This is a genomic window from Sphingorhabdus sp. (assembly GCF_050921905.1).
In the GTDB taxonomy this organism is placed as follows: domain Bacteria; phylum Pseudomonadota; class Alphaproteobacteria; order Sphingomonadales; family Sphingomonadaceae; genus Sphingorhabdus_B.
In genome coordinates this window covers 2376048-2398557 of record NZ_CP050888.1, presented here as the reverse complement: position 1 = coordinate 2398557, position 22510 = coordinate 2376048, and the positions used below count along the sequence as shown (strand labels likewise).

Genomic DNA, 22510 nt, shown 5'->3' with positions numbered 1-22510 from the left:
TCCAAATCACTTAAGAAAGACAAGCGAAAGAAGGAACGCATTATGGGCACTTCAGCCAAAGACATCATCAAGCGCATCAAGGATGAGGAAATCGAGTGGGTCGATGTGCGCTTCACTGATCCCAAGGGCAAATGGCAGCATCTGACGATGTGCGCGGGCGTCATTGGCGAAGATGAGTTGGAAGACGGCCTGATGTTCGACGGCTCGTCGATTGAGGGTTGGAAAGCAATCAACGAATCCGACATGATCCTGAAGCCTGATCTGGACGCAGTATATGTGGATCCATTCTCGGCAACGCCAATGATGATCATCTTCTGCGACATTGTTGAGCCATCGACAGGCGAGCTTTACAGCCGCGACCCGCGTTCGACCGCCAAGCGCGCCGAAGCTTATTTGAAGACCACGGGCATTGGCGACACCATCTATGTCGGTCCAGAAGCCGAATTCTTCATGTTCGACGATGTGCGTTTTGAAAACAGCTACAACACGTCTTATTACAAGATTGACGATATCGAACTGCCCACAAACAGCGGCACAAAATATGAAAGCGGCAATATGGGCCACCGCCCGCGCGCCAAAGGCGGTTACTTCCCCGTCGCACCTGTCGACAGCGCTATGGACATCCGTGGCGAGATGGTTTCGACCATGTTGGAAATGGGCCTGCCGTGCGACAAGCATCACCATGAAGTTGCCGCGGCCCAGCATGAGCTTGGCCTGACTTTCGGCACGCTAACGCAGACCGCCGACCGTATGCAGATCTACAAATATGTCGTGCATCAGGTGGCGCACGCTTATGGCAAGACCGCAACGTTCATGCCAAAGCCAATCAAGGAAGATAACGGTTCGGGCATGCACACCCATTTGTCGATCTGGGAAGGCAAAACACCACTCTTTGCGGGCGACGGCTATGCTGGCCTGTCGGAAATGTGCCTGTTTTTCATTGGTGGCATTATCAAGCATGCCAAGGCGATCAACGCATTTTCCAACCCGACCACCAACAGCTACAAGCGTCTGGTTCCCGGCTATGAAGCGCCTGTGTTACTCGCATATTCCGCGCGTAACCGTTCGGCATCATGCCGTATTCCTTATGGTGCCGGTGCCAAGGCAAAGCGCGTCGAAGTGCGCTTCCCAGACGCAATGGCTAACCCGTATCTGTGCTATGCGGCGCTGTTCATGGCGGGGCTCGACGGTATTCAGAACAAGATCCACCCAGGCGAAGCCATGGATAAGAACCTGTATGACCTCCCACCGGCAGAACTCGCGCAAGTTCCAACCGTTGCCGGCTCACTTCGCGAAGCGCTCGATTCACTGGCCGCTGATCACGACTTCCTGTTAAAGGGTGACGTGTTCTCCAAGGACCAGATTGAAAGCTATATCGAACTCAAGATGGAAGACGTCGCCCGTTGGGAAATGACGCCAAGCCCAGTCGAGTTCGACATGTACTATAGCTACTGATCCTAACGCATCGGATCAGTGCTAAAGGCCCGGCAGTTGAGGGACTGCCGGGCCTTGTTTTTTGGTTTTATGTGGTCCTGACCCTAATTGTTGCGCGCTTGACGTTCGCTTTGTTCAAAGCGCCTAGTCAGCTGGTCCAAACGTCGCCGTATCGTTTGCTCTTCACGTGACGTAAATCGACCGTCCCGGTTGAACTGGCGGTTCTGCGACTCAATCGCGGTCAGCTCACGCCGCGCATATTGCGCACTTGCCCGGCTCATTTGCTGTGATTGCACCGAATTTCGAATATATTCCCGCATCCAGCTAATCCGGCTCGCAATGTCCATGGGCATTTGGTTTAGGTCATATTGCCCCGTGCCCGGACGATATGGGTTGTTCGGACGGTTATCATTGTTCTGATAACTACCCTCACGTGTCGAAACCCAGCGACCCCGCGAGTCATAATAGCCATATGCACGGCCAGCGACCCAGCGGCCGTTGCTATCATAATATCCTGGCTGTTCCACCGCATTCCAATTGGCGCTGTTTTCATTCGCATATGCCGTGTCACCTACAATCCAGCGGCCACGGGCATCGTACCGTCCCTGTGTGGGACCTGCGACCCAACGGCCGTTAGTGTCATAATAGCCCGTCGCCGTGCCACCTACCCAACGATTGTTGCGGTCATAATAGCCGACGGATGATGCCGGAACCCAATAGCCGTCACGATCGACATAGCCTGCGTTTTCGGGGTCGCCGCTCGCCACGACCCATCGGCCATTGTCATAATATCCGTTTGGTTGGCCTTCAACCCAACTGCCATTGCGGTCATAATAGCCGCGGGCTTCGTTTGCGCTAACGCCCGTTGCATGCCAGCGGCCTTGTTCGTCATAATAGCCGTAAGCCGTGCGGCAGTCGCCACGGTTCGATTTGGACACCTGATTGCCAATGACCGCACCGACGACCGCGCCGATTATAGAGGCTTCGGTCTTGTCGCCACGCCCAGCAATCACATTGCCAAGCACGCCGCCTGCGCCTGCGCCAACGACTGTACCAATGATACGGCCATTGCCGTCACGGCGACAACCATCGTCCTGCGCAGAGGCCATAGCAGGGGTGAGGGCAGCAAGCGCAATACCTGCTAAAAATATCCGACTTTTCATAAGATTCTCTTTTCACGTAATTGTTTCGTGAAAGCGTAATCGGTTCCAAGCCCGAATGTTCCATTTCGTCGCCGTTCGGAGATGTGTCTTGCGGACAAAAGGACCTGTTTACAGTCCGGCTTCGACCGCAATGCGAATGGCATCGGCAGAGGTGGCAGCGCCCAATCTTTCCATCAATAATGCCCGGTGCATTTTGACAGTCTGTTCGCTGACACCAAGCCTGAACGCAATGTGCCGGTTGAGATGCCCAAGCGCCATTTCGGCCAGCACCTCGCGTTGCCGCCGTGACAATGCCTTCACCGCCGATACCGCGGCGATACGGCGGTTCTCATGTAACATTGGCGCGCCGGCTTCTAGTTCGACCTGCGAGCCCAGAAAGAACTCAAGATCGCCGGCCTCGTCAAATATAGGCGCAACGAGCACCGCATTGCGAAAGGGTGTTCCATCGCGCTTGTAATTGAGGATTTCGACAAGGACTGGCGTGTGACGTTGAACCGCGCTGCTTATTGTTTCACTCAACCATGGCTCAGTGGCTGGACCAGCCAAAAATTTACAGTTCCGGCCAATGATTTCATCTTCGGCGTATCCCGTTAGCGCAATAAAGGCTGCATTGTAGGCAATGATTGGATTATCACGCTGACGCGGATCACTAACGACCGATGCTATCGGACTGTTCGAGATCAGGGCGTCCAGCCGCGATTTGTTATGTTCAAGAATAGACAAATTGCACTGCCTCCTAACTCGCCAATCGGCGCATGGCGACTCCATCCTTCCCTCTTCAGCTGGCCGACCTTTTCCAGCAATATGGGAAAAACATGGTATAAAGGGTGGGTTGACACATCTAATGCATCGGTTAACCTACTCCTCGACTCCCTTAGGGGCGTCGTCAAAAGGGGGAAAAAACGTGGAAAATCTAACTTTTGGCCAATATTCATTGGTCTATAATGCATTCTCATTTACATTTGCCACTATGGCAGCAGCAACGCTGTTTTTGTGGTTAGGTCGCTCGCAAGTAGCCCCAGCCTACAAGACCGCGCTGACCATTTCCGGCTTGGTTACTGCCATTGCCGCATATCATTATTTCCGTATTTTCGAAAGCTGGGAAGGTGCATATACCGTTGAAGGCGGTATAGTGGCCGCAAGCGGCTATGCATTTAACGATGCCTATCGTTATGTCGATTGGTTGCTGACCGTGCCATTGTTGCTGATCGAGCTCATCCTCGTGATGCGCTTGAGCCAAGACGAAACCGTATCGAAGTCGATCAAGCTTGGCGGCGCAGCAGCGCTGATGATCATCCTGGGCTACCCAGGTGAAATCGCAACCGACATTCCAACCCGCGTATTGTGGGGCACATTGTCGGCAATTCCTTTTGTCTACATCATGTGGCAACTGTTTGCCGGTCTCGGCGCATCGATCAACAGCCAGCCAGAAAATGTGCGCGAATTGGTGAAGAAGGCACGTTTGCTGACCTTCGCATCATGGGGTTTCTACCCGATCGTATACATGATCCCTTACACCAACCTGAGCGGTTCTGACGTAACCGTGGGTGTGCAAGTCGGCTACACAATCGCTGACTTGATCGCAAAGGCCGGCGTTGGCGTCTTGATCTACATGATCGCAGTACGCAAGTCGCAAGCCGAATATGGCGATAAGACTTAAGGTTAAGCGCTGGACGTACGCCGCTTCGGTGGCGTACACTACTATATGACTACAATTTTATATCCGAATTCTGCAGGCGCAGCATTTTCAAAAATGCTGCGCCTGTTTGCGTTACCGGTGGCTACACTGCTGCTGGTTATCATTGATCGCTTTTGGGGCGGCATGAACAGCCCGCATGTTAATATGCTGGCTGCTGTTGCAATCGTACTTGCAGGAATCCCGCACGGAACGCTCGATGTTGAAATCGCCGCAGCGCATTTCGGGCAGAAAGGCATCACTGGTAAAATCAGGATCATTGGCGGTTATCTGCTCTGCGCAGCCGCTATGGTGTTCTTATGGATATTACTTCCTGAGCTTGCGCTCATCTCGTTTCTCATCATTTCAATAGTCCATTTCAGCCGCGACTGGCGCGGCGGAGTTGACCCGTTTCTGGCCATGATGGTCGGATGGGCTTTGGTAGCATTGCCCGCGCTTGCCAGCCCTGACGATGTCGCGATGATATTCGCAGCGCTGACCGGTAGCAATAATGGCGCAGTGATCGCCGCATTGCTTGGCGCGGCGTCGGTTCCGGCGGCATTGGGCAGCCTCGTTTTCGCCTATTGGGCATTCCGCCATGATGACAAGCAAAGCGCGTTGGAGGTGCTTGCCTGCATCGTCGCCGCCTTGTTCCTGCCGCCACTTGTGGCATTTGCGATATTCTTTTGCGGCCTCCATTCACCGCGGCATATGGCCGACGCGTTACGCGAGACAGGAGACCTGTCACCATTGAAGAAGGCCGCTATCATTTGCGCGGTATTCGCTTTGTCATTGGGCCTGGGTGTAGTGATGTTCCTGTATCAGGGCGATGTTCCCGCTGACATGAGCATCATCCGGACCGCCTTCATTTTGATATCCACGCTCACTGTCCCGCATTTCATTTTGGAACATATTCTGTCGGACAAGAATCCCGCGTAAAATCGGCTTGTTCAACGCCCTTGCCTCAATCGGCAAAGCACGGCACATCATGCGGGACTTAATCTGGAGTGTATCATGAAATTCCGTGCCTTCATGCTGTGCAGCAGCATTGCCCTCGTCGCCCTTTCACCCGTGGCGCATGCCAAATTATCTGCACCCGAAACCAAGATGGTCGCGACCGTCGACGCGGAATATGAACGATCCATCACTCTGCTTGAAAAGCTGGTGAACCAGAATTCGGGCACCATGAACTTTCCCGGCGTAAAGACCGTCGGCGACATGATGCGGGCCGAGCTGGAGCCGCTGGGCTTCAAGGTCGAATGGATCGATATGGCAAAAGCGGGTCGTTCGGGGCATCTCGTCGCGACCAAGGCGGGTAAGAAGGGCACGAAGAAACTGTTGCTCATTGCCCATCTCGACACGGTATTTGAGGCAGATAGCCCGTTCCAGACCTTTGTCCGCAATGGCGAACAAGCGATTGGCCCGGGTGCAGGCGATGACAAGGGCGGCATGGTCGTGATCGTGTCTGCTTTGCGCGCGATGCAAGCGGCAGGCACATTGAAGGACGCCAGCATAGAAATCCATATGACGGGGGATGAAGAAGATGCCGGCGACCCGATTGACATCACACGTGCGCCGTTGATCGCAGCGGGGAAAACCGCCGACGTGGCGCTCGATTTTGAAGGGCTTTCTATTGAAAACGGCAGGGATATGGGCGTTATATCGCGGCGTTCGTCGAACAGTTGGAAATTGGAAGTGTCCGGCGTCACGGGACACAGCTCCCTGATATTCGACACCACTTATGGCGATGGCGCGGCTTTTGAACTTGCGCGCATCCTGCACCGGTTCCGTACGGAACTGCCAGAGCAGAACCTGACGTTTAACGTCGGCCTGGTTGCAGCCGGGCAGGAAGTGAACTTTGATACAGATGGCGTCCGCGTCAATGCGAAGGGCAAGACCAATATCATTCCCGGCGTGGCCATTGCGCGCGGCGATTTCCGGACTTTGTCCGAAGAACAAAGCGCACGTGTCCGCACAAAGATGCTGGATATTGTCGCCGCATCGGCCCCCAAAACGAAAGCGACGATCAGCTTCGACCCGGGAAGCTATCCCGCGATGGCGCCGACGGATGGGAACAAGGCGCTTCTGGCTGGTCTTAATGCTGTCAACCGCGACCTTGGCCTTGCCGAACAGCCTGTGCTTGACCCGTTGAAGCGTGGTGCTGGCGATATCAGCTTCGTCGCCAATGAACTGGATGGACTTGTGGGCCTCGGCGTTTACAGCAAGGGCGACCACTCTCCCGGCGAGACCGTCGACCTCGCCAGTATCAAGCGTCAAGCGAAGCGGGCCGCCATATTGATGACGCGGCTTTCCCGCGGGAAGTAAAACCCGCCGATTGTCGGCAATATGCATTCGTTAAAGTCCCGTCGCTTTGGCCCATAGCAGGTCAACCCGCTTGCAATGTAGGATTTGGTCTGTCAGCCTGCGTGCGCAACATCGCCGACCGCCCAATGGCTGCAAGGGCATGTAATCGGCCAAACAGGACGGTGACATGTCGATTTAGGTGAGACTTTAGTGTGACAGACTCATTATGTCTCAACCAGATCCGGATTGATGCGAGTTGGACAGATGCGAGATAATTATCGTCTCTTTGATCGTATCGCGTGGCAACTGCTCTGAAGTGCTTGAGTTTATTAAAGAAGCGCTCGACGAGGTTGCGTTGCTTATAGAGGAGGTTACTAGAGCGTTTGTCGATCATTCTGGGTCATATCCGCATGAGCTGAAGTAATTGGCGCATTCGTGGGGCTGGAAGATATCGACGAGGTTGCCGATCCGGGTCCAAAGGCCACTCACGGTTCGTTCTTCTGCCTTTCGCAGCATTGCTTTGAGTTTGGAAAAGGCCTTTTCGATTGGATTGAAGTCGGGGCTGTATGGCGGCAAGAACCGTAGTATTGCGCCCGCGGCCTCGATCCGTTCGCGCACTGATACCCGTTTGTGGCTGGACAGGTTGTCCATGACGACGACGTCACCGGGCCTCAGTTCCGGTACGAGCACCTGGGTGACATAGGCTTCGAACCAGTCTCCGTTGATCGGACCATCCAGCACCATCGGCGCGACCATGCCGGTCATGCGAAGGCCCGCCACCAGTGTGGTCGTTTTGCGGTGGCCATGCGGCAAGCCCATGCGCAGGCGTTCGCCTTTGGGGCAGCGGCCATGGCTGCGGGTCATGTTGGTCGCAGTCCATGTTTCGTCGATGAAGACGAGGCGCTCCGGGTCCAGATCGATCTGGCCGTCGAACCAGTCGTGCCGTTGCTTCAGGACATCGGGCCGGTCCTGCTCGATGGCATGGCCAGTCTTTTTTTACGCGTCATGCCACGGCGCACAAAGAAGCGGTGAAGCCCGGCCACAGAGACGGTCAGGCCCATCTCGGCCAAGCCCGTGCGTAACTCTTCAAGGGTGATATCCTTTCGTGCCGCCCAAAGAGCCAAAATATCGTCACTGCGCTCTTCAACCCGCCGCGAACGCATATCACCACCTTGAGGCCTCGGTGCAAAGCTGCCGGTCTCGCGCCGCTGCGCGTGCCAGCGGATCGCCGTCGATGGCGCAACGCCAAAGCGGGCAGCTGCCCCGCGACAACTCATACCATCATCAACCGCCGCCAAAAGCCGCGAACGCAAATCCATCGATAGTGGTTGACCCATCCATGCCAGCCTCCTTCACCGGCACCGATACTGAATCAGAAATCACGGCCGATGGGAATCCCCTTTCGATTCAGACGGCTCGAAAAACGCTCTAAATACCGGTTTGATCACGCGTTGCGGCATGGCGCGGATATTGGCCCTGGCACCGCGCGCCTCCATTTCGGCGCGCAACGCATCGGAGTCATAAGCCCGGTCGGCGAGCAGGATATCCCCTTTGCCGACGGTATCGAACATGTCTACTGCACTGCGACCATCGGCGGCTTGCCCTTCGGTCAGCTTGAGCATGATCGGCATGCCCATCGCATCGACCAGTGCATGTATCTTGGTGGTCAGGCCGCCACGCGAGTGACCCATGCAACGGGATCGCTGGTCTTTTTTTTACCATTGGCTCCATGTTGATGAACCCGGATCGAGGACGAGTCGATCATCTGGATATCGCCTTCGTAAGCCACGGAAACTGCATCCAATATATGCTTCCACACACCAGCTCTGCGCCAGCGGTTGAACCGGTTCACACAGGTCGTATACGGACCGTATCGCGCCGGAATATCCGCCCAAGGCGCGCCAGTGCGTAACCGCCAGAATATCCCGTTCAAAACCCGCCGATCATCAACCCGCTTCACGCCACGCACCTTGGTCGGCAACAAAGGCTGGATCACCAACCACTCGAAATCTGTCAAATCAAACCGGGCCATCAACTTCTCCCTTTCAGGAAAAGCATTGAATCAGATATCAATCACTTTGGGAATCTAATTTATGAGTATGTGACCTAGTGTGACCTTTCAGTCAAAGCCCGCGTTGAGCTAGCGCAGGCTGAGACCCATCATGCTTGTCGGCTTAGCCCGAAAGGCGAGTTTAAGCCGACAGGCGACATAGGCTCCAGCCTCCGCTGGAGCGACGCACATAATTACCTTCATGCTCTTGAGGTCTTCGTGCGAGCCATTCGGAAGTTACCCACATCGAACGCCACCGACCGCCACCGCTGCTGCACCGGCTACAAACATACCGTCGCCCCAGCGCAGGCTGGGGCCTATCCCGTCTATCGTCTAAGCACGGCGCTAACCGGCCAAGCGCGATAGGCTCCAGCCTTCGCTGGAGCGACAGAACCGGTTTCTTTGCTCGTGAGGATCACACATGGCGTGGCTTGGCGGTTCCGACCTAAATCGCGGCCATCAACAAAAAAGGCGGCGCATTTCTGCACCGCCCTTTCCATGTCGACTAAGTTTGCAGCCTTTAGACTAACGACCCTCACGCGCGGCCTTACCGAAGACGCGATATTGTTCGTTGCCGACAAATCCGAACTTCGTAATGCCGCTGCGCTTCACAGAGACCAACGCCTTGTTCACGGTGTCATAAGGCGCCGTTGGGGCTGGCTGGAACTGAAGCTCCGGCTCAGGTTTCATCGACCGCGTCCGAACCAGATATTGCTCCATCTGCTGCAATGTCACGGGTGTGCCATTCCATTGGATGGTGCTGTTCGGCAGAATGATGATCTTGTTGATCACAGGATCGATCGGAACTTCCGGCGGTGGTTGATTTGGGTCATTAACCGGAAGGTCAATATTTACGGCGTGCGAAACCGGGGGGATGGTGATCATCAGCATGATGAGGAGAACGAGCATGACGTCGATCAACGGCGTCGTGTTCATTTCCATCATCGGCTGGCCATCATCTTTACCGCCACTCATTGCCATGATGATTGCTCCTTAAATTGCTTACTGGACATTCGCGTTTTCAAATGGCGACGAAATGAAGCCAACGCGCGCGAACCCAGCCATTTGCATGGTGTAAATTGCTCCACCGATGCAACGATAGGGCGTGTTAATGTCACCACGGATATGCGCCTCAGGCAACATTTCAGGTAAGATTTGTCCGGCGGCGGCGGCTTCTGGGCCACCCAGCTTTTCAAACTCAGCCTTCAGATGCTTTGCAGCGCGATCCACCAGTTCGGTCGAATCGACTGGGGTAACGTTCCAGTAAATGCGGCACTCACCACCGGGGTTTGCACCTTCGTACGCCGGATCACCCGGGTCACGTCCGGCAACATCAGTTGTAGTCACCGACAGCAATACGTTTTCACGCTTTGCCTTGGTGGGTTCAAACTTGATGATCGGAATGTCCATCTTCACTGTCTGGATCGCAACCGGAATTGCAATAAGGAACACGATGAGGAGCACCAGCATGACGTCGACGAGCGGCGTTGTGTTGATGTCAGACATTGGCGTTTCATCGCCGCCGCCTCCTGAACTGATTGCCATTGGCCAATCCTCTTCTAACTAAATTGGGTCAAAAATCGAGCGCCAGCACAGGCTGGCGGATGGGCTGCGCGCAAACGCAGCCCTCACCCAATCTTACTTCTTAACCGCTGCTGGCGCTGGCTTGCCTGCTACTGCTGCAGTCACAGATGGCTTCAAGCGGCCACCCGAAGAGATGTATCCAAGCACGTCGTTCGAGAAGGTTGCCAAGCTACGTGCGATTGTCTTGTTACGGGCCTGAAGCCAGTTATAGGCAAGCACCGCAGGAACAGCAACGAACAGACCAATTGCGGTCATGATCAATGCTTCACCAACTGGACCAGCAATCTTGCCGATGTCGGCCTGACCCGCGATACCGATTTTGATCAGCGCCGAATAGATCCCGATAACCGTACCGAGCAGACCAACGAATGGAGCGGTTGCACCAACCGTTGCGAGGAACGGTAGGCCGCTCGACAGCTTGTTGTTGATCGAATCTTCTGAACGGGCCATCGCGCCGTGCAACCAATCATGCGCTTCGATTGGGTCAGTCAAAAGGCCATGCTGCTTTTGCGCGGCAATGCCGTCGTCGACGACTTGACGATATGCGCTGTTCTTGTCGAGCTTTGCAGCGCCTTCTTCAAGCGTTGCAGCGCGCCAGAATTGCGCACGGACGTCTTTATATTGGTTCATCACCTTTTGCTGTTCGAACAGCTTCGTGAACATGATGTAAAACGAAAAGATCGACATGATGACCATGACGATGAAGATCGACCATGAAATTGGACCACCTTCGTTAAGCGCAGGGATAAGACCGAATTGTGCGGCCACATCTGGGTTTGCGGCACCCGCCGCCGTCAGAAACAAAATCGACATTTTAACTACCTCTCAAAAAATAGAACTATTTAGCAAAAAAGACCCGGCGCGAAGGCTCCCCCTTTGCCGGGCCATGAAATTATTTCGGTATTTGCCACCGTACGCGGTTCGAATAGGTGCCTTGAACCTTTTCACCATTACGAACGGCGGGCTCAAAGCGCGCACGACGCTTAACATTGGTGCATGTCGCCGCATCAAGATCGTCGTGACCGCTGGACTGCGTGACAGTGCAGTCGATGACGCGACCATCAACGCCAACCGTGACGCGAAACCCGGTGGTCCCTTCACGCTCCTGCTGCAACGCGCGCGACGGATAGTCGTTCGTGTTGGCCCAATTGCCCGGGTTGCCCCGCGGCCGCGCATCAGAGGATGGACCTGCCGGTGGCGGCGGAGGTGGTGCTGGTGGCGCTGCCGTAGGCACAATCGGCGCAGAGGGTGGCGGCGTAGCAACCGTGCGGATTGTTGGCGGCGGCGTCACCGTCTGAACCAAAGGCGGAGGCGAGACAACTGGTGGCTCGATCTGCTTTTCGGGTTCGGGTGGTGGCTCTTCTTCTTCGGGTGGCTCTTCTTCCTTCACGTCTACAACGGTCATTTTTTCCTTGATGACCGTGACCGCGTCATACGCAAGGCCCGTGACCAAGGCATAACCGAGGAAAGCGTGAAGTAGGATAACAATGATGACAGAAACCAAACGGTTTGTGCTCATCCCATCTTGATCAGCATATGCCATGCGGAAACAACTCTCCTACCTTCAAAACAAAACAATACATTATGAAGCATGATTGACCATGCCCCCGATGCACCCCCCGCGATATCGAATTCATTTTTTTTTGCTCGATTCACCGACGCATTAGCCAACCCTTACCGGCCTAGCAATCCGGATTCTGCTATTAAGACGCAATTCATGGATGGGTAGGCAATATCCTCCAATATGATAGAGGCCTAAATGGCGTCCACGGGCGGGCAAAGAAAAGGATAATGAATGCGATTCGTTCATGCAAAAACAGGTTTATGCTTGATTTTACTAAGCATCAGCGCGGCAACATCGGCGCAAGCACCACTTGACCTGCCGCCTTCCTTTGTAATTGAGGCCGATCAGGCAAGCTTTTCAGACATTGCCGATTTGGTGGTAATATCGCCTCTTATTGTCGATGTGACCGTTCGAAATGTCCGAAAACTGTCTGCTGAACAATCGGCAGGTGTCCCAGCTTCGTTCGAACGCGTGCTGGTTGAGGCCGACGTCATGGCATTGATTCGCGGCCAGGGCGGTATCACGCCGCGCGTCCGTTTCCTGCTCGATGTGCCAAAAAACGCGAAAGGAAGAATTCCCAAACTTCAAAAACAGCGCATATATCTGTTTGGCCGACAGGTGACCGGTCGACCCGGCGAAGTCCAACTGGCACGGCCAAATGCGTTGGCTTTATTTAGCACAACGAACGATGCGCTCGTCCGCGCCATCACGAAGGAGGCTGTCCAAGCTAATGCTCCGCGCCGCATTACCAGCGTGAGCAGCGCCTTTCACAGCGCGGGAACCGTTTTGGGGGAAGGCGAAACGCAGATTTTCTTGAAAACGGACAATGATCAGCCGCTATCGCTCACCATATTGAGCCGCCCGGGCCAGCAAAAAACATGGGCCGTCTCAACAGCCGAAGTCATTGACGCATCAGCAACCGCACCGCAGCGCTTTACCTTATTATGGTATCGCCTCGCATGCGGTCTTCCGCGCGCTCTGCCTTCTGACCGCGTTGAAGGCGCATCAAATGCAGATACCGCCCGTGCGCAGGCCGATTATAAATTTGTCATTGAATCGCTTGGGCCGTGCGGGCGCAAGCGGTAAAGAATGCCACAGGTGCATAATGGGCTGTATTACGCACCCATATTGTGATTCTCGCGAAAGCTGACCCTAGCGCGATGCGCCCGGCACCCACAATATGTCGCCGCCGCGCGTTGCGTTAATTAAACGGCACAAAGTGAAGAGATAGTCCGACAGACGGTTCAGGTAATGCAACGCGTGCGGGTTGATCGCCACTTCCAGCGATGCGGCGACAAGTGCGCGCTCGGCGCGACGCGACGTTACCCGCGCCATATGCATCTGAGTGGCTGGTAAGCTACCGCCCGGCAGGATGAAACTGGTCAGCGGCGGAAGTTGCGCATTGGCATTATCTATCGCCGCCTCCAACCATTCGACCTGAGACGCAATTATCCGCAGCTCCATAGGAGAAGGTTCGAAACTCTCCCCCGGCGTCGCAATATCCGCACCTAAATCAAAAAGGTCGTTTTGGATCCGGCGCAATTCATTGACCAAGGGCGTATCGCCTTCATCCGCGGCCAATGACTGGATCGCAACGCCCAGCGCGCAATTGGCTTCATCGACTTCGCCAATCGCGTGCAACCGCGACGCCGTTTTCGACACACGTGAGCCGTCGACTAAGCCCGTTGTGCCGTCATCGCCGGTCCGCGTGTAAATTTTGTTGAGCTTAACCATGCGCGCTTTGTTTATTGCGATCCGGCAACAAGTACCAAAACAGCAAGCAGGACGATCGTGATCGCCTGCCACTTCACGCGCGCAAACATCATCTTGTTTTGCACCGTCAGCGATTTGGGCAGACCGGTTTCATCCAGTTCTGCCGGACGCAAATTGGCAAAAGCATGCAATCCGCGGATTAACGCAAAGGCCACGGCACCGGCAGCGCCAATGATGAGGAGAACCAACACTATAGTCATCGGGACAAGTCCTTGTTCAGGGCCAATACCCCGTTGCCCCTATCTAGGCATCCGATAAGGAAATTCCAAGCGGAAGCGTGCGGTGACGCAAATTATCCATAAGTTCGGTTCCGCTTTCGCCTGCCAAATAGCGGGCGGACAAAGCGGGTGAGGATTTGCTCTTGGCCAGCTTTTCGTCCGCGCTATCCAGCAAGAGCGGGTGATGCCAATAGACTGGTTCCGGCAAGTCGAGCAAATTCTGCAGCAGCCGATGTATGGCGGTATAGGCGAACAGGTCCTTGCCGCGCACCACATAAGTTATGCCATCGGCGGCATCGTCAACGGTCGCGGCGAGATGATAAGATGCAGGAGCGTCCTTGCGCCACAGCACGACATCGCCAAAGGCCATGGGGTCTGCAAACTGCTGCCCCGCCGCCAAATCCATCCACAACAGCGGGCCTACCAAGTCCACGGCCTTTTTTACGTCGAGCCGCCAGCTATAGGGAGCATCTCCCAAAAAGGGCTGCTCCCGGCAGGTGCCCGGATAATGCGGACCATCGGGGCCATGGGGCACCGGCTTATGCTTTAACGCTTCGGCGATGTCCCCTCTGGTGCAGCCGCAGCGATATAACAAGCCAGCGGCGTTCAGCCGGGCACGCGCGGTCGCATAACGGGCGGTATGTCGCGATTGGAACTGCACGTCACCGTCATACGCAAGCCCCAGCCATTGCATATCGGCAAGGATCGCCTGAACATGCTCAGGCCGACTGCGTGTCCCGTCAATATCCTCGATCCGAAGGCGAAACTGACCACCAAAGGCGCGCGCAAATTCATGGGCACACAGCGCCGAAAAGGCATGCCCCAAATGCAACTGCCCGTTGGGACTCGGAGCAAATCTGGTGACCACCGGGCCCTTCGGCACCACAATCTGGCCCAGATAGGAATAGATGAAGTCCAATGCCGTCAAAAAATTATCCCCAATTATACCACATTCAGTAGCTTTACCCTATTGACGTCACAATATGTGTAAATAGGTTGGCGACTGTCAGAATGCTGTAACGCTAATAAGCTTAAAGCATGTATGACAAAAAAGGAGTAGGGTTCGACTGATGTTGCATACCGGAACTTTCGAGGCGGCGGGCCGGGCAAGGCACCCGGAAAACTGTCCTGCGCTTGTGCTGAATGCGGATTACACGCCATTAAGCTATTATCCGCTGAGCCTCTGGCCATGGCAGACCGCGATTAAGGCGGTTTTCCTCGACAAGGTCGACATTGTCTCAAACTATGACCGGCATGTGCATAGTCCAAGTCTGGACATGAAAATTCCGTCGGTGATTGCGCTGCGCCAATATGTGAAGCCGTCCGAATATCCGGCATTCACGCGTTTCAACCTGTTCCTGCGCGACAAGTTCGAATGCCAATATTGCGGGTCGGGTGACAATCTGACCTTTGACCACATCGTCCCGCGTCGCCTGGGCGGCATTACCAGTTGGGAAAATGTCACCACCGCCTGTTTGCACTGCAACCTTAAAAAGGGTGGCCGCACGCCAAAACAGGCGCACATGCAATTGAACATGGCGGCGATCCGGCCGACAAGCTGGCAATTACAAGACCGGGGCCGCGCATTTCTAATAATTCGAGAAAAATTATAAATGCTCGCATTCTCAAACGTTGAGAATTGATTTGTTGTTTTACAATAGGTCTTAATGAGTTCAAAAGTTTCTTTATTAGAGCTCTGAAATGGCTGAGTAGAAACTCCTTTAGCGCGATATCTCTGTCACAGGCGTTGTTTAGAAAATTTTTAAGTTGAGAAAAGTCCGCGCGCAACTCTCCAAATTGAGCGTGGTCTTTTTCTAGGAGCGAAACCACATCATCGCGAGAAAGGGCGGCAACGCCAGCTAAGCCCAAAAACCAGTTATTATGGGCATTGGTTATCTGCGCCATTAACTCAACTTTTTCCAAGTTAACCTCAATTTCGTTCGATTGTTAGAAGCTGCCTGTATTTACTCCGTCACCGTTAAAGCCGGCACGGCGCGTGCCGCGTCTTCAGGGGTGATACCCGGCGGCGGGGCGGCAGCAATGCGTTCTTCGCCGCGCATGACACGGCCCGCACGTTTGATCGCGCCGCGCAACCGTGGATAAATGCCGCAACGGCACAGGTTGGTGATCGCGACGTCAATTTCAGCATCGGTGGGATTGCTATTTTTCTTCAGCAACACAGACGCCGCCATAATAACGCCGGAAATGCAAAAGCCACATTGTGGAACATTGCCGGCCACAAACGCTTGTTGCAATGGATGGCTCCGGTCACGGCTCAGACCTTCAATCGTTGTGACAAAGCGGCCTTCCGCCTCTGCTATAGTCACAAGGCAGGAACGGATAGCTTCACCATCAATTTCAACCATGCACGCACCGCAATCGCCAATGCCGCAGCCATATTTGGTGCCCGTCAAGTTCGACGCGTCGCGCAACGCCCACAATAACGGTGTTTGCGGGTCCATCTTATATTGGACCGGACGGTCGTTGACGGTGAATTTGGTCATCACTCCCCTCCCGCTTGCGGGAGGGGCCGGGGGAGGGCATGTCGCGGTATCATTTTATGGTTCTACCCTCCCCTAACCCCTCCCGCAAGCGGGAGGGGGATGCCCACAATCTTAATCCCGCCAGCTTTTGTCAATTTGGTCGGCCTTACGCACCATTGCGTCAAATTCAACGCGGCCCGATCCGCCGGGGGGCGATGCCATGTACAAATCGCGCTGATGCACGGCGATCACCTCTGGCGACACTGTGATAGGCGCACCCATTTGGAGCGTCGCCATCTGATGCTCGCACGCGCGCTGGAGCGCCCAATATTTGATAAAGGCATCCGGGAGCGTCTTGCCCATGACGACAGGGCCATGGTTGCGCAGCATCAATATCCGCTTGTCGCCGAGATGCTCGACCAGCCGCGCACCCTCTTCCTCGCGCACGGTGACGCCTTCAAAGTCATGATAGGCCAATTGTCCCATGAAGTTGCATGCGTAAAAGTTCACTGGTTGCAAGCCGCCCTCAAGGCTGCACACGGCAACGGTTGCGGTGGTGTGCGTGTGGATGATCGCATGTGCGTCGGGCAAGGTGCGATGGAACAGGCTGTGCTGGACGAAGCCTGCTTTGTTTACGTGCCACGGGTTATCGACGTCGATCTTGTTGCCATCAATATCGATTTTGATGAGGCTCGACGCGGTAATTTCACCGAAATGCATGCCATAAGGGTTAATCAAAAACGCGCCGTCCTCATCAGGCACTTTGACCGTAATGTGGTTGAACACAAGCTCATCCCAGCCGAACATCGAAAATATCCGGTAACAGGCAGCAAGCTCTTGCCGCGCGGTCCACTCCGCCTCGCTATACCTGCTATTCGACATTAATTGGGTGGCCATGTGCGCTCTCCTGCTCGCCAGTTGCGTTGCATTATGAAACGAACAAGGCGTTAGGGCAAGTGTTAGGCGATTGGACAAAGGCGGATAGTTTTCCAGCAAGCTGCGGCTTCAAACACCAACCAAGCCCACAAAAAGCGCCATTTCCGCTTGATATTTGGCGACGACATGGGTAGGGGCCACATCAACACGCCGCCTGTGAACGCGGCGATTTTCGTTTTTAGCCTTTCAAAGTGGCTGTTTTAAGCCATTTTGCCGATTCGATGCGGAGTTGAGTTTTTTATGCAAATCATGGTTCGCGACAATAATGTTGATCAGGCCCTACGCGCGCTGAAGAAGAAGCTGCAGCGTGAGGGTGTGTATCGCGAAATGAAGCTTCGTCGTCATTTTGAAAAGCCATCGGAAAAGCGCGCGCGTGAAAAGGCTGCTGCCGTACGTCGCGCACGCAAGATGGAGCGTAAGCAACAGGAACGTGACGGCGCGAAATAGGCGTCCGCACTCTGCAACAAGGAAAGCGCCTTTAACTGGCGCTTTTTTTGTGTCTAGAATCCGCGCCGCATTCTGCTAGTCAGCGCGCAACCCAGCCAATAGGAATTTCTTCATGTCTGTCACCGCCGTTCCCATTCAGCCTCTTAAAAAAGGTTCGCTCACTAAATATTGGGCTGCGATTGCGTTGGTTCTCGCTGCAGGTGGTGGCTTGGCATATTGGGGTACCAGCGACGTGCGGCAGGAATTTGGTGATGTTGTGACAACGCCATCTGGCCTGCGCTACAAAATCATGGAAGCTGGCGAAGGCCCCAACCCGACGGACAATGACGTGGTCCTTGTAAGTTATAAGGGTATGTTGAAGGACGGCACCGTTTTTGACCAAAACCCGCAAGCTGGTTTTCCTGTAACGGGCGTCGTCCCCGGCTTTTCCGAAGGCCTGAAGATCATGCAGCGCGGCGGCAAATATCGCCTGTGGATTCCAGCCGCGCTTGGCTATGGTCCAGAGGATCAGCGCAACCCGCAAACAGGCGAAGTTGCCATTCCGGGCGGAAGCGAACTGACATTCGATGTCGAGTTGCTTGAGTTCAAGTCGCGCGCGGAAATCGAAGCAATGCAAAAGCAGATGCAGGAGATGCAGCAACAACAAGGCGGCGGCGCGGCGCAGGGCCTGCCACCCGAAATTCAGGCGCAAATCGACGCCCAAATGCGCGGTCAGTAATTGCGGGGCTTAGACCCCCTGCAACAAACCTTCATCTTTGATGCGTTTTTGCCAATACGCAGGCGCGAGTTGGTGGACATTGTTGCCGTCGCTATCGACCGCAACGGTTACGGGGAAGTCCTGCACTTCAAACTCGTAAATGGCTTCCATGCCTAAATCTGCAAAGCCGACGACTGTGCTGCCCTTAATGGCCCGGGCGACGAGATAGGCGGCGCCGCCAACGGCCATGAGATAAGCGCTCTTATGCTTGGCGATGGCCTGCGTTGCCGCCGGGCCGCGTTCGGCCTTGCCGACGCAAGCGAGTAGGCCTTGCTCAAGCATCATGTCCATGAACTTGTCCATGCGGGTCGCGGTGGTCGGCCCTGCTGGTCCGACGATCTCTTCGCCAACCGGATCAACAGGCCCGACATAATAGATCATCCGCCCCTTGAAGCTGACGGGTAATTCCTCACCCTTGGCCAGCATATCGGCAATGCGCTTATGGGCAGCGTCGCGTCCAGTCAGCATCTTGCCGTTGAGAAGCAAGCGGTCTCCCTGTTTCCAGCCGGCCACAATCTCAGGCGTCAAGATATCGAGGTCGACCCGAATCGCCGAAGCGTCGGGTTTCCAATCCACCTTGGGCCATTGGTCCAACTTTGGCGCCTCAAGATAGGCAGGGCCAGCCCCATCCAGCGTGAAATGGGCGTGGCGCGTGGCAGCGCAATTAGGGATCATTGCCACGGGCTTGCCCGCGGCATGACAGGGCGCATCCATGATCTTCACATCAAGAATGGTGGAAAGTCCGCCAAGCCCCTGCGCGCCAATGCCAAGCGCATTGACCTTGTCAAAAATCTCGATGCGCATGGCTTCAATATCGTTCCGCGGCCCGCGTGCCTTCAATGGTCCCATGTCGATGGGTTCCATCAATGCTTGTTTGGCCAACAACACGCAATGTTCCGCCGTGCCGCCAATGCCAATACCCAACATGCCGGGCGGGCACCAGCCAGCGCCCATTTGCGGCAACATCTCCACGACCCAATCCACTATATTGTCCGACGGGTTCATCATCTTGAACTTCGACTTATTCTCGCTGCCACCGCCCTTGGCGGCAACATCGATGGACACTTTAGAGCCAGGCACGAGGTCGACATGCAGGACGCACGGCGTATTGTCCTTGGTATTGCGCCGCGTGAATGCTGGGTCTGCAAGCACCGACGCGCGCAGCTTGTTTTCAGGGTGTAAATAGGCGCGGCGGACGCCTTCGTCGATCACGTCCTGCAAGGGTGTGGAAGTGTCTTCCAACCGGCAATCCATACCCCATTTGACGAAGACGTTAACAATACCGGTATCTTGGCAAATCGGGCGATGCCCCTCTGCGCACATGCGGCTGTTGGTTAGTATCTGCGCAATGGCGTCCTTGGCAGCAGGCGATTGCTCCGCCGCATAGGCGTCGCCCAAGGCCCGGATATAATCCATCGGGTGAAAGTAGCTGATATATTGCAACGCGTCGGCCACGCTTTCGATCAAGTCGGCATTGCGGATGATTACAGTCATATCGGCCCCTGAGCTTTCACTATGCCATGCCCCTTAACGGGCTGGAGCGTCTATTCAAGCGTCATTGCAAATCCTAGTTTGCAAGCACAGCCAGAACACCGAATATGCGACCCCCAACCGGGACATTCACTTTGGCATGTAAAAAATAGGCATTGCTCCATTTTGCATCTTGCGCTCTGAATTTCACTTAGGAGATCCGCGCGTCGCGTGCTGTTAGGACGCGCCAAGGTGCGACGAATGGAATCACATTAGCGACGAATTGAGATCAAGATTTTGTATTTATCCCTTGCGTCTGAAGATGAATAAGGCACTATAGGTAGCGGTTGGCCACAGGGGGCATTACCACAAATTGTGCTTTATGCTTCAGTAGACGAATGTGTCGGCGGGGGCCTTTTTCCCGTCGATAAGCTGGGGACAAGTCAAAATACTCCCCCTGACAAGGTCAAAAAATGCTATCAGGGCGCTTCGTGCCCTGAGTCGAACAAGATGGGAACATCGGTTCCCGCCAAGATACATCTGGTCGCTGGATGTCGGAAAACCGACAACCAGTTTCGGGGTGTCGCAATGAATGGAGTTACAGGTTAAAATGGATTTCAGGGATACAGGCCAAGGGGCGGACGACATGACCGCAGGAATGATGACAGATATGCTTGAAAAAGTAGCTGAAGCGGCAAAGGCGGAGATCGTTGAAGCCAAGGCGCATGCGTCGAGCAAGTCCGTTGACGTGCGTCGTTTCAATGTCGTCACTGATTCCGCTCGCGATGCCTTGTTGACCGAATTCGGCAAGGACACGTTGCGGGACCGTTATCTGTTGCCCGATGAAAACTATCAGGACCTTTTCGCACGTGTTGCGTCGGCTTATGCCGATGATGAGGCGCATGCGCAGCGTCTTTACGACTATATCTCGCGCCTGTGGTTCATGCCGGCAACGCCCGTATTGTCCAATGGCGGCACGGGCCGTGGCCTGCCGATCAGTTGCTATTTGAACAGCGTAGATGACAGCCTTGAAGGCATCGTCAACACTTGGAACGAAAATGTCTGGCTGGCGTCGCGCGGCGGCGGCATTGGCACCTATTGGGGCAATGTCCGTGGCATTGGCGAGCCTGTTGGCCTGAATGGCAAGACCAGCGGCATCATTCCGTTTGTCCGCGTCATGGATAGCCTGACACTTGCGATTTCGCAAGGTTCGCTGCGTCGCGGATCGGCGGCGTGCTATCTGGATGTTAGCCACCCAGAAATCGAAGAGTTCCTCGAAATCCGCAAACCATCGGGCGACTTCAACCGTAAGGCGTTGAACCTGCACCATGGCGTGTTGCTGTCCGACGAATTTATGGAAGCCGTCCGCGCTGGCGAAGAATTCCACCTGCGCAGCCCTAAGACAGGTGAAGTCCGCAGCACCGTCGATGCCCGTTCCTTGTTCCAGAAACTCGTCGAAACCCGCCTTGCAACCGGCGAGCCTTATATCATCTTCAGCGACACCGTGAACAACGCAATGCCCAAGCATCACCGCGATCTGGGCCTGAAGGTCTCGACATCGAACCTATGTTCGGAAATCACTTTGCCAACGGGCCGCGACCATTTGGGCAATGACCGGACGGCCGTTTGCTGCCTGTCATCGCTGAACCTTGAAAAATGGGACGAATGGAACGGTGATAAGGTCTTTATCGAAGACGTGATGCGCATGCTCGACAATGTGCTTCAGGATTTCATTGATCGTGCGCCCCCCGAAATGTCGCGGGCAAAATATTCGGCGAGCCGTGAACGGTCGATCGGCCTTGGCGTCATGGGCTATCACAGCTTCCTACAATCCCGCGGCGTTGGCTTTGAAAGCGCGCTTGCCAAATCATGGAACATGAAGTTCTTCAAACATGTCCGCGCGCAAGTGGATGAGGCATCGATGATGCTCGCCAACGAACGTGGTGCTTGCCCCGACGCCGAAGAAATGGGCGTGATGGAACGCTTCTCCTGCAAGATGGCGATTGCGCCAACTGCATCGATTTCGATCATCTGCGGCGGCACCAGCGCGTGTATTGAGCCAATTCCGGCCAATATCTACACGCACAAGACCTTGTCGGGCAGCTTCATCGTTAAGAACCCCTATCTCGAAAAATTGTTGCAGGAAAAGTCGAAGGATTCGACCAATGTCTGGAACAGCATACTGGAAAAGGGCGGTTCGGTTCAGCATCTCGACTTCCTCACGCCAGAGGAAAAGGATACGTTCAAAACCAGCTTCGAAATCGACCAGCGTTGGTTGATCGAGCTGGCCGCCGACCGCACACCGTTTATTGATCAGGCAACGTCGCTGAACCTCTATATCCCTGCTGATGTGGAAAAATGGGACCTTCTCATGCTCCACTTCCGCGCGTGGGAATTGGGCGTGAAGTCGCTATATTATCTGCGTTCAAAATCAATCCAGCGCGCCGGTTTTGCCGGCGGGGTTGAGGCGGACAATACCGCCGAAGCGCCCGTTATCGAGCTTGCGGCGCAAACCGATTATGAAGAGTGTCTGGCGTGTCAGTAAGTTATCCTCCTCTCCCCTTGCGGGAGAGGATATAAAGCCTTGGGCGCATAGCGACCTAGGCAAAGTTGGTGAGGGGTTTCTACGTAGCAGCCCCCTCACCCAGCGAC

At 54.8% G+C, this 22510-nt stretch carries 22 protein-coding genes and 2 pseudogenes; 9 read left to right on the top strand and 15 right to left on the bottom strand.

The genetic code is table 11. From position 1 onward, the window contains the following. Window positions 1-42 precede the first annotated feature (42 nt). Complete coding sequence (glnA, locus tag HEQ18_RS11705; protein WP_296196538.1) at window positions 43-1455, top strand: type I glutamate--ammonia ligase; 1413 nt, start codon at window positions 43-45, stop codon at window positions 1453-1455. Between the two features lie 83 nt (window positions 1456-1538). Here the strand turns inward: glnA and HEQ18_RS11700 are convergent, their stop codons facing one another. Further along, window positions 1539-2597: a glycine zipper 2TM domain-containing protein gene (locus HEQ18_RS11700; RefSeq protein WP_432814846.1), complete on the bottom strand. Its 1059-nt coding sequence runs from the start codon at window positions 2595-2597 to the stop codon at window positions 1539-1541. A gap of 108 nt (window positions 2598-2705) precedes the next feature. Beyond that, a complete protein-coding gene (locus HEQ18_RS11695; protein WP_432814845.1) occupies window positions 2706-3320 on the bottom strand; it encodes a PAS domain-containing protein in 615 nt (204 codons plus the stop codon). A 181-nt stretch (window positions 3321-3501) separates the two neighbouring features. Between HEQ18_RS11695 and HEQ18_RS11690 the strand changes: the two genes are divergently transcribed. The 3 genes from HEQ18_RS11690 (at window position 3502) to HEQ18_RS11680 (ending at window position 6597) form a co-directional block, all read left to right on the top strand. Then, entirely contained in the window at window positions 3502-4257 is a 756-nt protein-coding gene (locus HEQ18_RS11690; protein ID WP_397606401.1) for a bacteriorhodopsin-like, read from the top strand. Window positions 4258-4302: 45 nt separating this feature from the next. Then, entirely contained in the window at window positions 4303-5211 is a 909-nt protein-coding gene (locus HEQ18_RS11685) for a Brp/Blh family beta-carotene 15,15'-dioxygenase (protein ID WP_432814844.1), read from the top strand. Between the two features lie 75 nt (window positions 5212-5286). Continuing rightward, window positions 5287-6597, top strand: a complete 1311-nt coding sequence (locus tag HEQ18_RS11680) for a M20/M25/M40 family metallo-hydrolase (protein WP_432814843.1) — start codon at window positions 5287-5289, stop codon at window positions 6595-6597. A gap of 196 nt (window positions 6598-6793) precedes the next feature. On the opposite strand, the pseudogene HEQ18_RS11675 reads toward HEQ18_RS11680, so the two are convergent. The 7 genes and pseudogenes from HEQ18_RS11675 to HEQ18_RS11645 form a co-directional block, all read right to left on the bottom strand. After that, window positions 6794-6952, bottom strand: a pseudogene (locus tag HEQ18_RS11675) (IS5/IS1182 family transposase); the annotation flags it as partial. Between the two features lie 14 nt (window positions 6953-6966). Then, window positions 6967-7913, bottom strand: a protein-coding gene (locus HEQ18_RS11670; protein ID WP_432814446.1) for an IS630 family transposase whose coding sequence is annotated in 2 segments (ribosomal slippage) — window positions 6967-7574 and window positions 7574-7913 — 948 coding nt in all. Because the reading frame shifts where the segments join, the coding sequence is not laid out codon by codon here. Window positions 7914-8042: 129 nt separating this feature from the next. Then, window positions 8043-8608: pseudogene (locus HEQ18_RS11665) on the bottom strand (IS5 family transposase); the annotation flags it as partial. Between the two features lie 543 nt (window positions 8609-9151). After that, a complete protein-coding gene (locus HEQ18_RS11660; protein WP_432814842.1) occupies window positions 9152-9607 on the bottom strand; it encodes an ExbD/TolR family protein in 456 nt (151 codons plus the stop codon). A gap of 21 nt (window positions 9608-9628) precedes the next feature. Continuing rightward, a complete protein-coding gene (locus HEQ18_RS11655; RefSeq protein ID WP_397606238.1) occupies window positions 9629-10171 on the bottom strand; it encodes an ExbD/TolR family protein in 543 nt (180 codons plus the stop codon). 93 nt (window positions 10172-10264) lie between these two features. After that, a complete protein-coding gene (locus HEQ18_RS11650; RefSeq protein WP_432814841.1) occupies window positions 10265-11023 on the bottom strand; it encodes a MotA/TolQ/ExbB proton channel family protein in 759 nt (252 codons plus the stop codon). Between the two features lie 79 nt (window positions 11024-11102). After that, a complete protein-coding gene (locus tag HEQ18_RS11645; RefSeq protein ID WP_432814840.1) occupies window positions 11103-11753 on the bottom strand; it encodes an energy transducer TonB in 651 nt (216 codons plus the stop codon). A 252-nt stretch (window positions 11754-12005) separates the two neighbouring features. Between HEQ18_RS11645 and HEQ18_RS11640 the strand changes: the two genes are divergently transcribed. Next, the gene (locus HEQ18_RS11640; RefSeq protein ID WP_432814839.1) at window positions 12006-12860 is read left to right on the top strand and encodes a hypothetical protein; all 855 of its coding nucleotides are present in this window, start codon (window positions 12006-12008) and stop codon (window positions 12858-12860) included. 66 nt (window positions 12861-12926) lie between these two features. Here HEQ18_RS11640 and HEQ18_RS11635 read toward each other — a convergent pair whose 3' ends face one another. From HEQ18_RS11635 to gluQRS, 3 genes are read right to left on the bottom strand one after another with little or no spacing between them, the layout of a single operon-like run. After that, window positions 12927-13508 carry a cob(I)yrinic acid a,c-diamide adenosyltransferase gene (locus tag HEQ18_RS11635; protein WP_432814838.1) on the bottom strand — a complete coding sequence of 194 codons (582 nt, stop codon included), beginning with the start codon at window positions 13506-13508 and terminating at the stop codon, window positions 12927-12929. An 11-nt stretch (window positions 13509-13519) separates the two neighbouring features. After that, window positions 13520-13747 (bottom strand): hypothetical protein, encoded by a 228-nt coding sequence (locus HEQ18_RS11630; protein WP_397606233.1) that lies wholly within the window; start codon window positions 13745-13747, stop codon window positions 13520-13522. 43 nt (window positions 13748-13790) lie between these two features. Continuing rightward, window positions 13791-14684, bottom strand: coding sequence for a tRNA glutamyl-Q(34) synthetase GluQRS (gluQRS, locus tag HEQ18_RS11625; protein ID WP_432816006.1), 894 nt, complete (start codon window positions 14682-14684; stop codon window positions 13791-13793). Between the two features lie 151 nt (window positions 14685-14835). Here gluQRS and HEQ18_RS11620 point away from each other — a divergent pair, with 151 nt between their 5' ends. Then, complete coding sequence (locus HEQ18_RS11620) at window positions 14836-15378, top strand: HNH endonuclease (RefSeq protein WP_432814837.1); 543 nt, start codon at window positions 14836-14838, stop codon at window positions 15376-15378. 351 nt (window positions 15379-15729) lie between these two features. On the opposite strand, the gene HEQ18_RS11615 is transcribed toward HEQ18_RS11620, so the two are convergent. Further along, entirely contained in the window at window positions 15730-16269 is a 540-nt protein-coding gene (locus HEQ18_RS11615; RefSeq protein WP_432814836.1) for a (2Fe-2S)-binding protein, read from the bottom strand. A 111-nt stretch (window positions 16270-16380) separates the two neighbouring features. Beyond that, window positions 16381-17145 (bottom strand): class II aldolase/adducin family protein, encoded by a 765-nt coding sequence (locus HEQ18_RS11610; RefSeq protein ID WP_432814835.1) that lies wholly within the window; start codon window positions 17143-17145, stop codon window positions 16381-16383. Between the two features lie 279 nt (window positions 17146-17424). Here HEQ18_RS11610 and rpsU point away from each other — a divergent pair, with 279 nt between their 5' ends. After that, window positions 17425-17631 carry a 30S ribosomal protein S21 gene (rpsU, locus tag HEQ18_RS11605; protein WP_125231027.1) on the top strand — a complete coding sequence of 69 codons (207 nt, stop codon included), beginning with the start codon at window positions 17425-17427 and terminating at the stop codon, window positions 17629-17631. A gap of 112 nt (window positions 17632-17743) precedes the next feature. Next, window positions 17744-18349: an FKBP-type peptidyl-prolyl cis-trans isomerase gene (locus HEQ18_RS11600; protein ID WP_432814834.1), complete on the top strand. Its 606-nt coding sequence runs from the start codon at window positions 17744-17746 to the stop codon at window positions 18347-18349. Between the two features lie 9 nt (window positions 18350-18358). Here HEQ18_RS11600 and HEQ18_RS11595 read toward each other — a convergent pair whose 3' ends face one another. After that, complete coding sequence (locus HEQ18_RS11595; RefSeq protein ID WP_432814833.1) at window positions 18359-19882, bottom strand: fumarate hydratase; 1524 nt, start codon at window positions 19880-19882, stop codon at window positions 18359-18361. A 646-nt stretch (window positions 19883-20528) separates the two neighbouring features. On the opposite strand from HEQ18_RS11595, the gene HEQ18_RS11590 reads away from it, so the two are divergent. Continuing rightward, window positions 20529-22403, top strand: a complete 1875-nt coding sequence (locus HEQ18_RS11590) for a ribonucleoside-diphosphate reductase subunit alpha (protein ID WP_432816005.1) — start codon at window positions 20529-20531, stop codon at window positions 22401-22403. Window positions 22404-22510: the final 107 nt, after the last annotated feature.

Excerpts from the sequence above, each read along its gene's own strand:
- glnA (WP_296196538.1), top strand. The coding sequence starts at position 43 with ATGGGCACTTCAGCCAAAGACATCATCAAGCGCATCAAGGATGAGGAA.
- HEQ18_RS11700 (WP_432814846.1), bottom strand. The coding sequence starts at position 2,597 with ATGAAAAGTCGGATATTTTTAGCAGGTATTGCGCTTGCTGCCCTCACC.
- HEQ18_RS11685 (WP_432814844.1), top strand. The coding sequence starts at position 4,303 with ATGACTACAATTTTATATCCGAATTCTGCAGGCGCAGCATTTTCAAAA.
- HEQ18_RS11680 (WP_432814843.1), top strand. The coding sequence starts at position 5,287 with ATGAAATTCCGTGCCTTCATGCTGTGCAGCAGCATTGCCCTCGTCGCC.
- HEQ18_RS11660 (WP_432814842.1), bottom strand. The coding sequence starts at position 9,607 with ATGGCAATGAGTGGCGGTAAAGATGATGGCCAGCCGATGATGGAAATG.
- HEQ18_RS11655 (WP_397606238.1), bottom strand. The coding sequence starts at position 10,171 with ATGGCAATCAGTTCAGGAGGCGGCGGCGATGAAACGCCAATGTCTGAC.
- HEQ18_RS11650 (WP_432814841.1), bottom strand. The coding sequence starts at position 11,023 with ATGTCGATTTTGTTTCTGACGGCGGCGGGTGCCGCAAACCCAGATGTG.
- HEQ18_RS11645 (WP_432814840.1), bottom strand. The coding sequence starts at position 11,753 with ATGGCATATGCTGATCAAGATGGGATGAGCACAAACCGTTTGGTTTCT.
- HEQ18_RS11640 (WP_432814839.1), top strand. The coding sequence starts at position 12,006 with ATGCGATTCGTTCATGCAAAAACAGGTTTATGCTTGATTTTACTAAGC.
- HEQ18_RS11635 (WP_432814838.1), bottom strand. The coding sequence starts at position 13,508 with ATGGTTAAGCTCAACAAAATTTACACGCGGACCGGCGATGACGGCACA.
- HEQ18_RS11630 (WP_397606233.1), bottom strand. The coding sequence starts at position 13,747 with ATGACTATAGTGTTGGTTCTCCTCATCATTGGCGCTGCCGGTGCCGTG.
- HEQ18_RS11620 (WP_432814837.1), top strand. The coding sequence starts at position 14,836 with ATGTTGCATACCGGAACTTTCGAGGCGGCGGGCCGGGCAAGGCACCCG.
- HEQ18_RS11615 (WP_432814836.1), bottom strand. The coding sequence starts at position 16,269 with ATGACCAAATTCACCGTCAACGACCGTCCGGTCCAATATAAGATGGAC.
- HEQ18_RS11610 (WP_432814835.1), bottom strand. The coding sequence starts at position 17,145 with ATGGCCACCCAATTAATGTCGAATAGCAGGTATAGCGAGGCGGAGTGG.
- rpsU (WP_125231027.1), top strand. The coding sequence starts at position 17,425 with ATGCAAATCATGGTTCGCGACAATAATGTTGATCAGGCCCTACGCGCG.
- HEQ18_RS11600 (WP_432814834.1), top strand. The coding sequence starts at position 17,744 with ATGTCTGTCACCGCCGTTCCCATTCAGCCTCTTAAAAAAGGTTCGCTC.
- HEQ18_RS11595 (WP_432814833.1), bottom strand. The coding sequence starts at position 19,882 with ATGACTGTAATCATCCGCAATGCCGACTTGATCGAAAGCGTGGCCGAC.
- HEQ18_RS11590 (WP_432816005.1), top strand. The coding sequence starts at position 20,529 with ATGCTTGAAAAAGTAGCTGAAGCGGCAAAGGCGGAGATCGTTGAAGCC.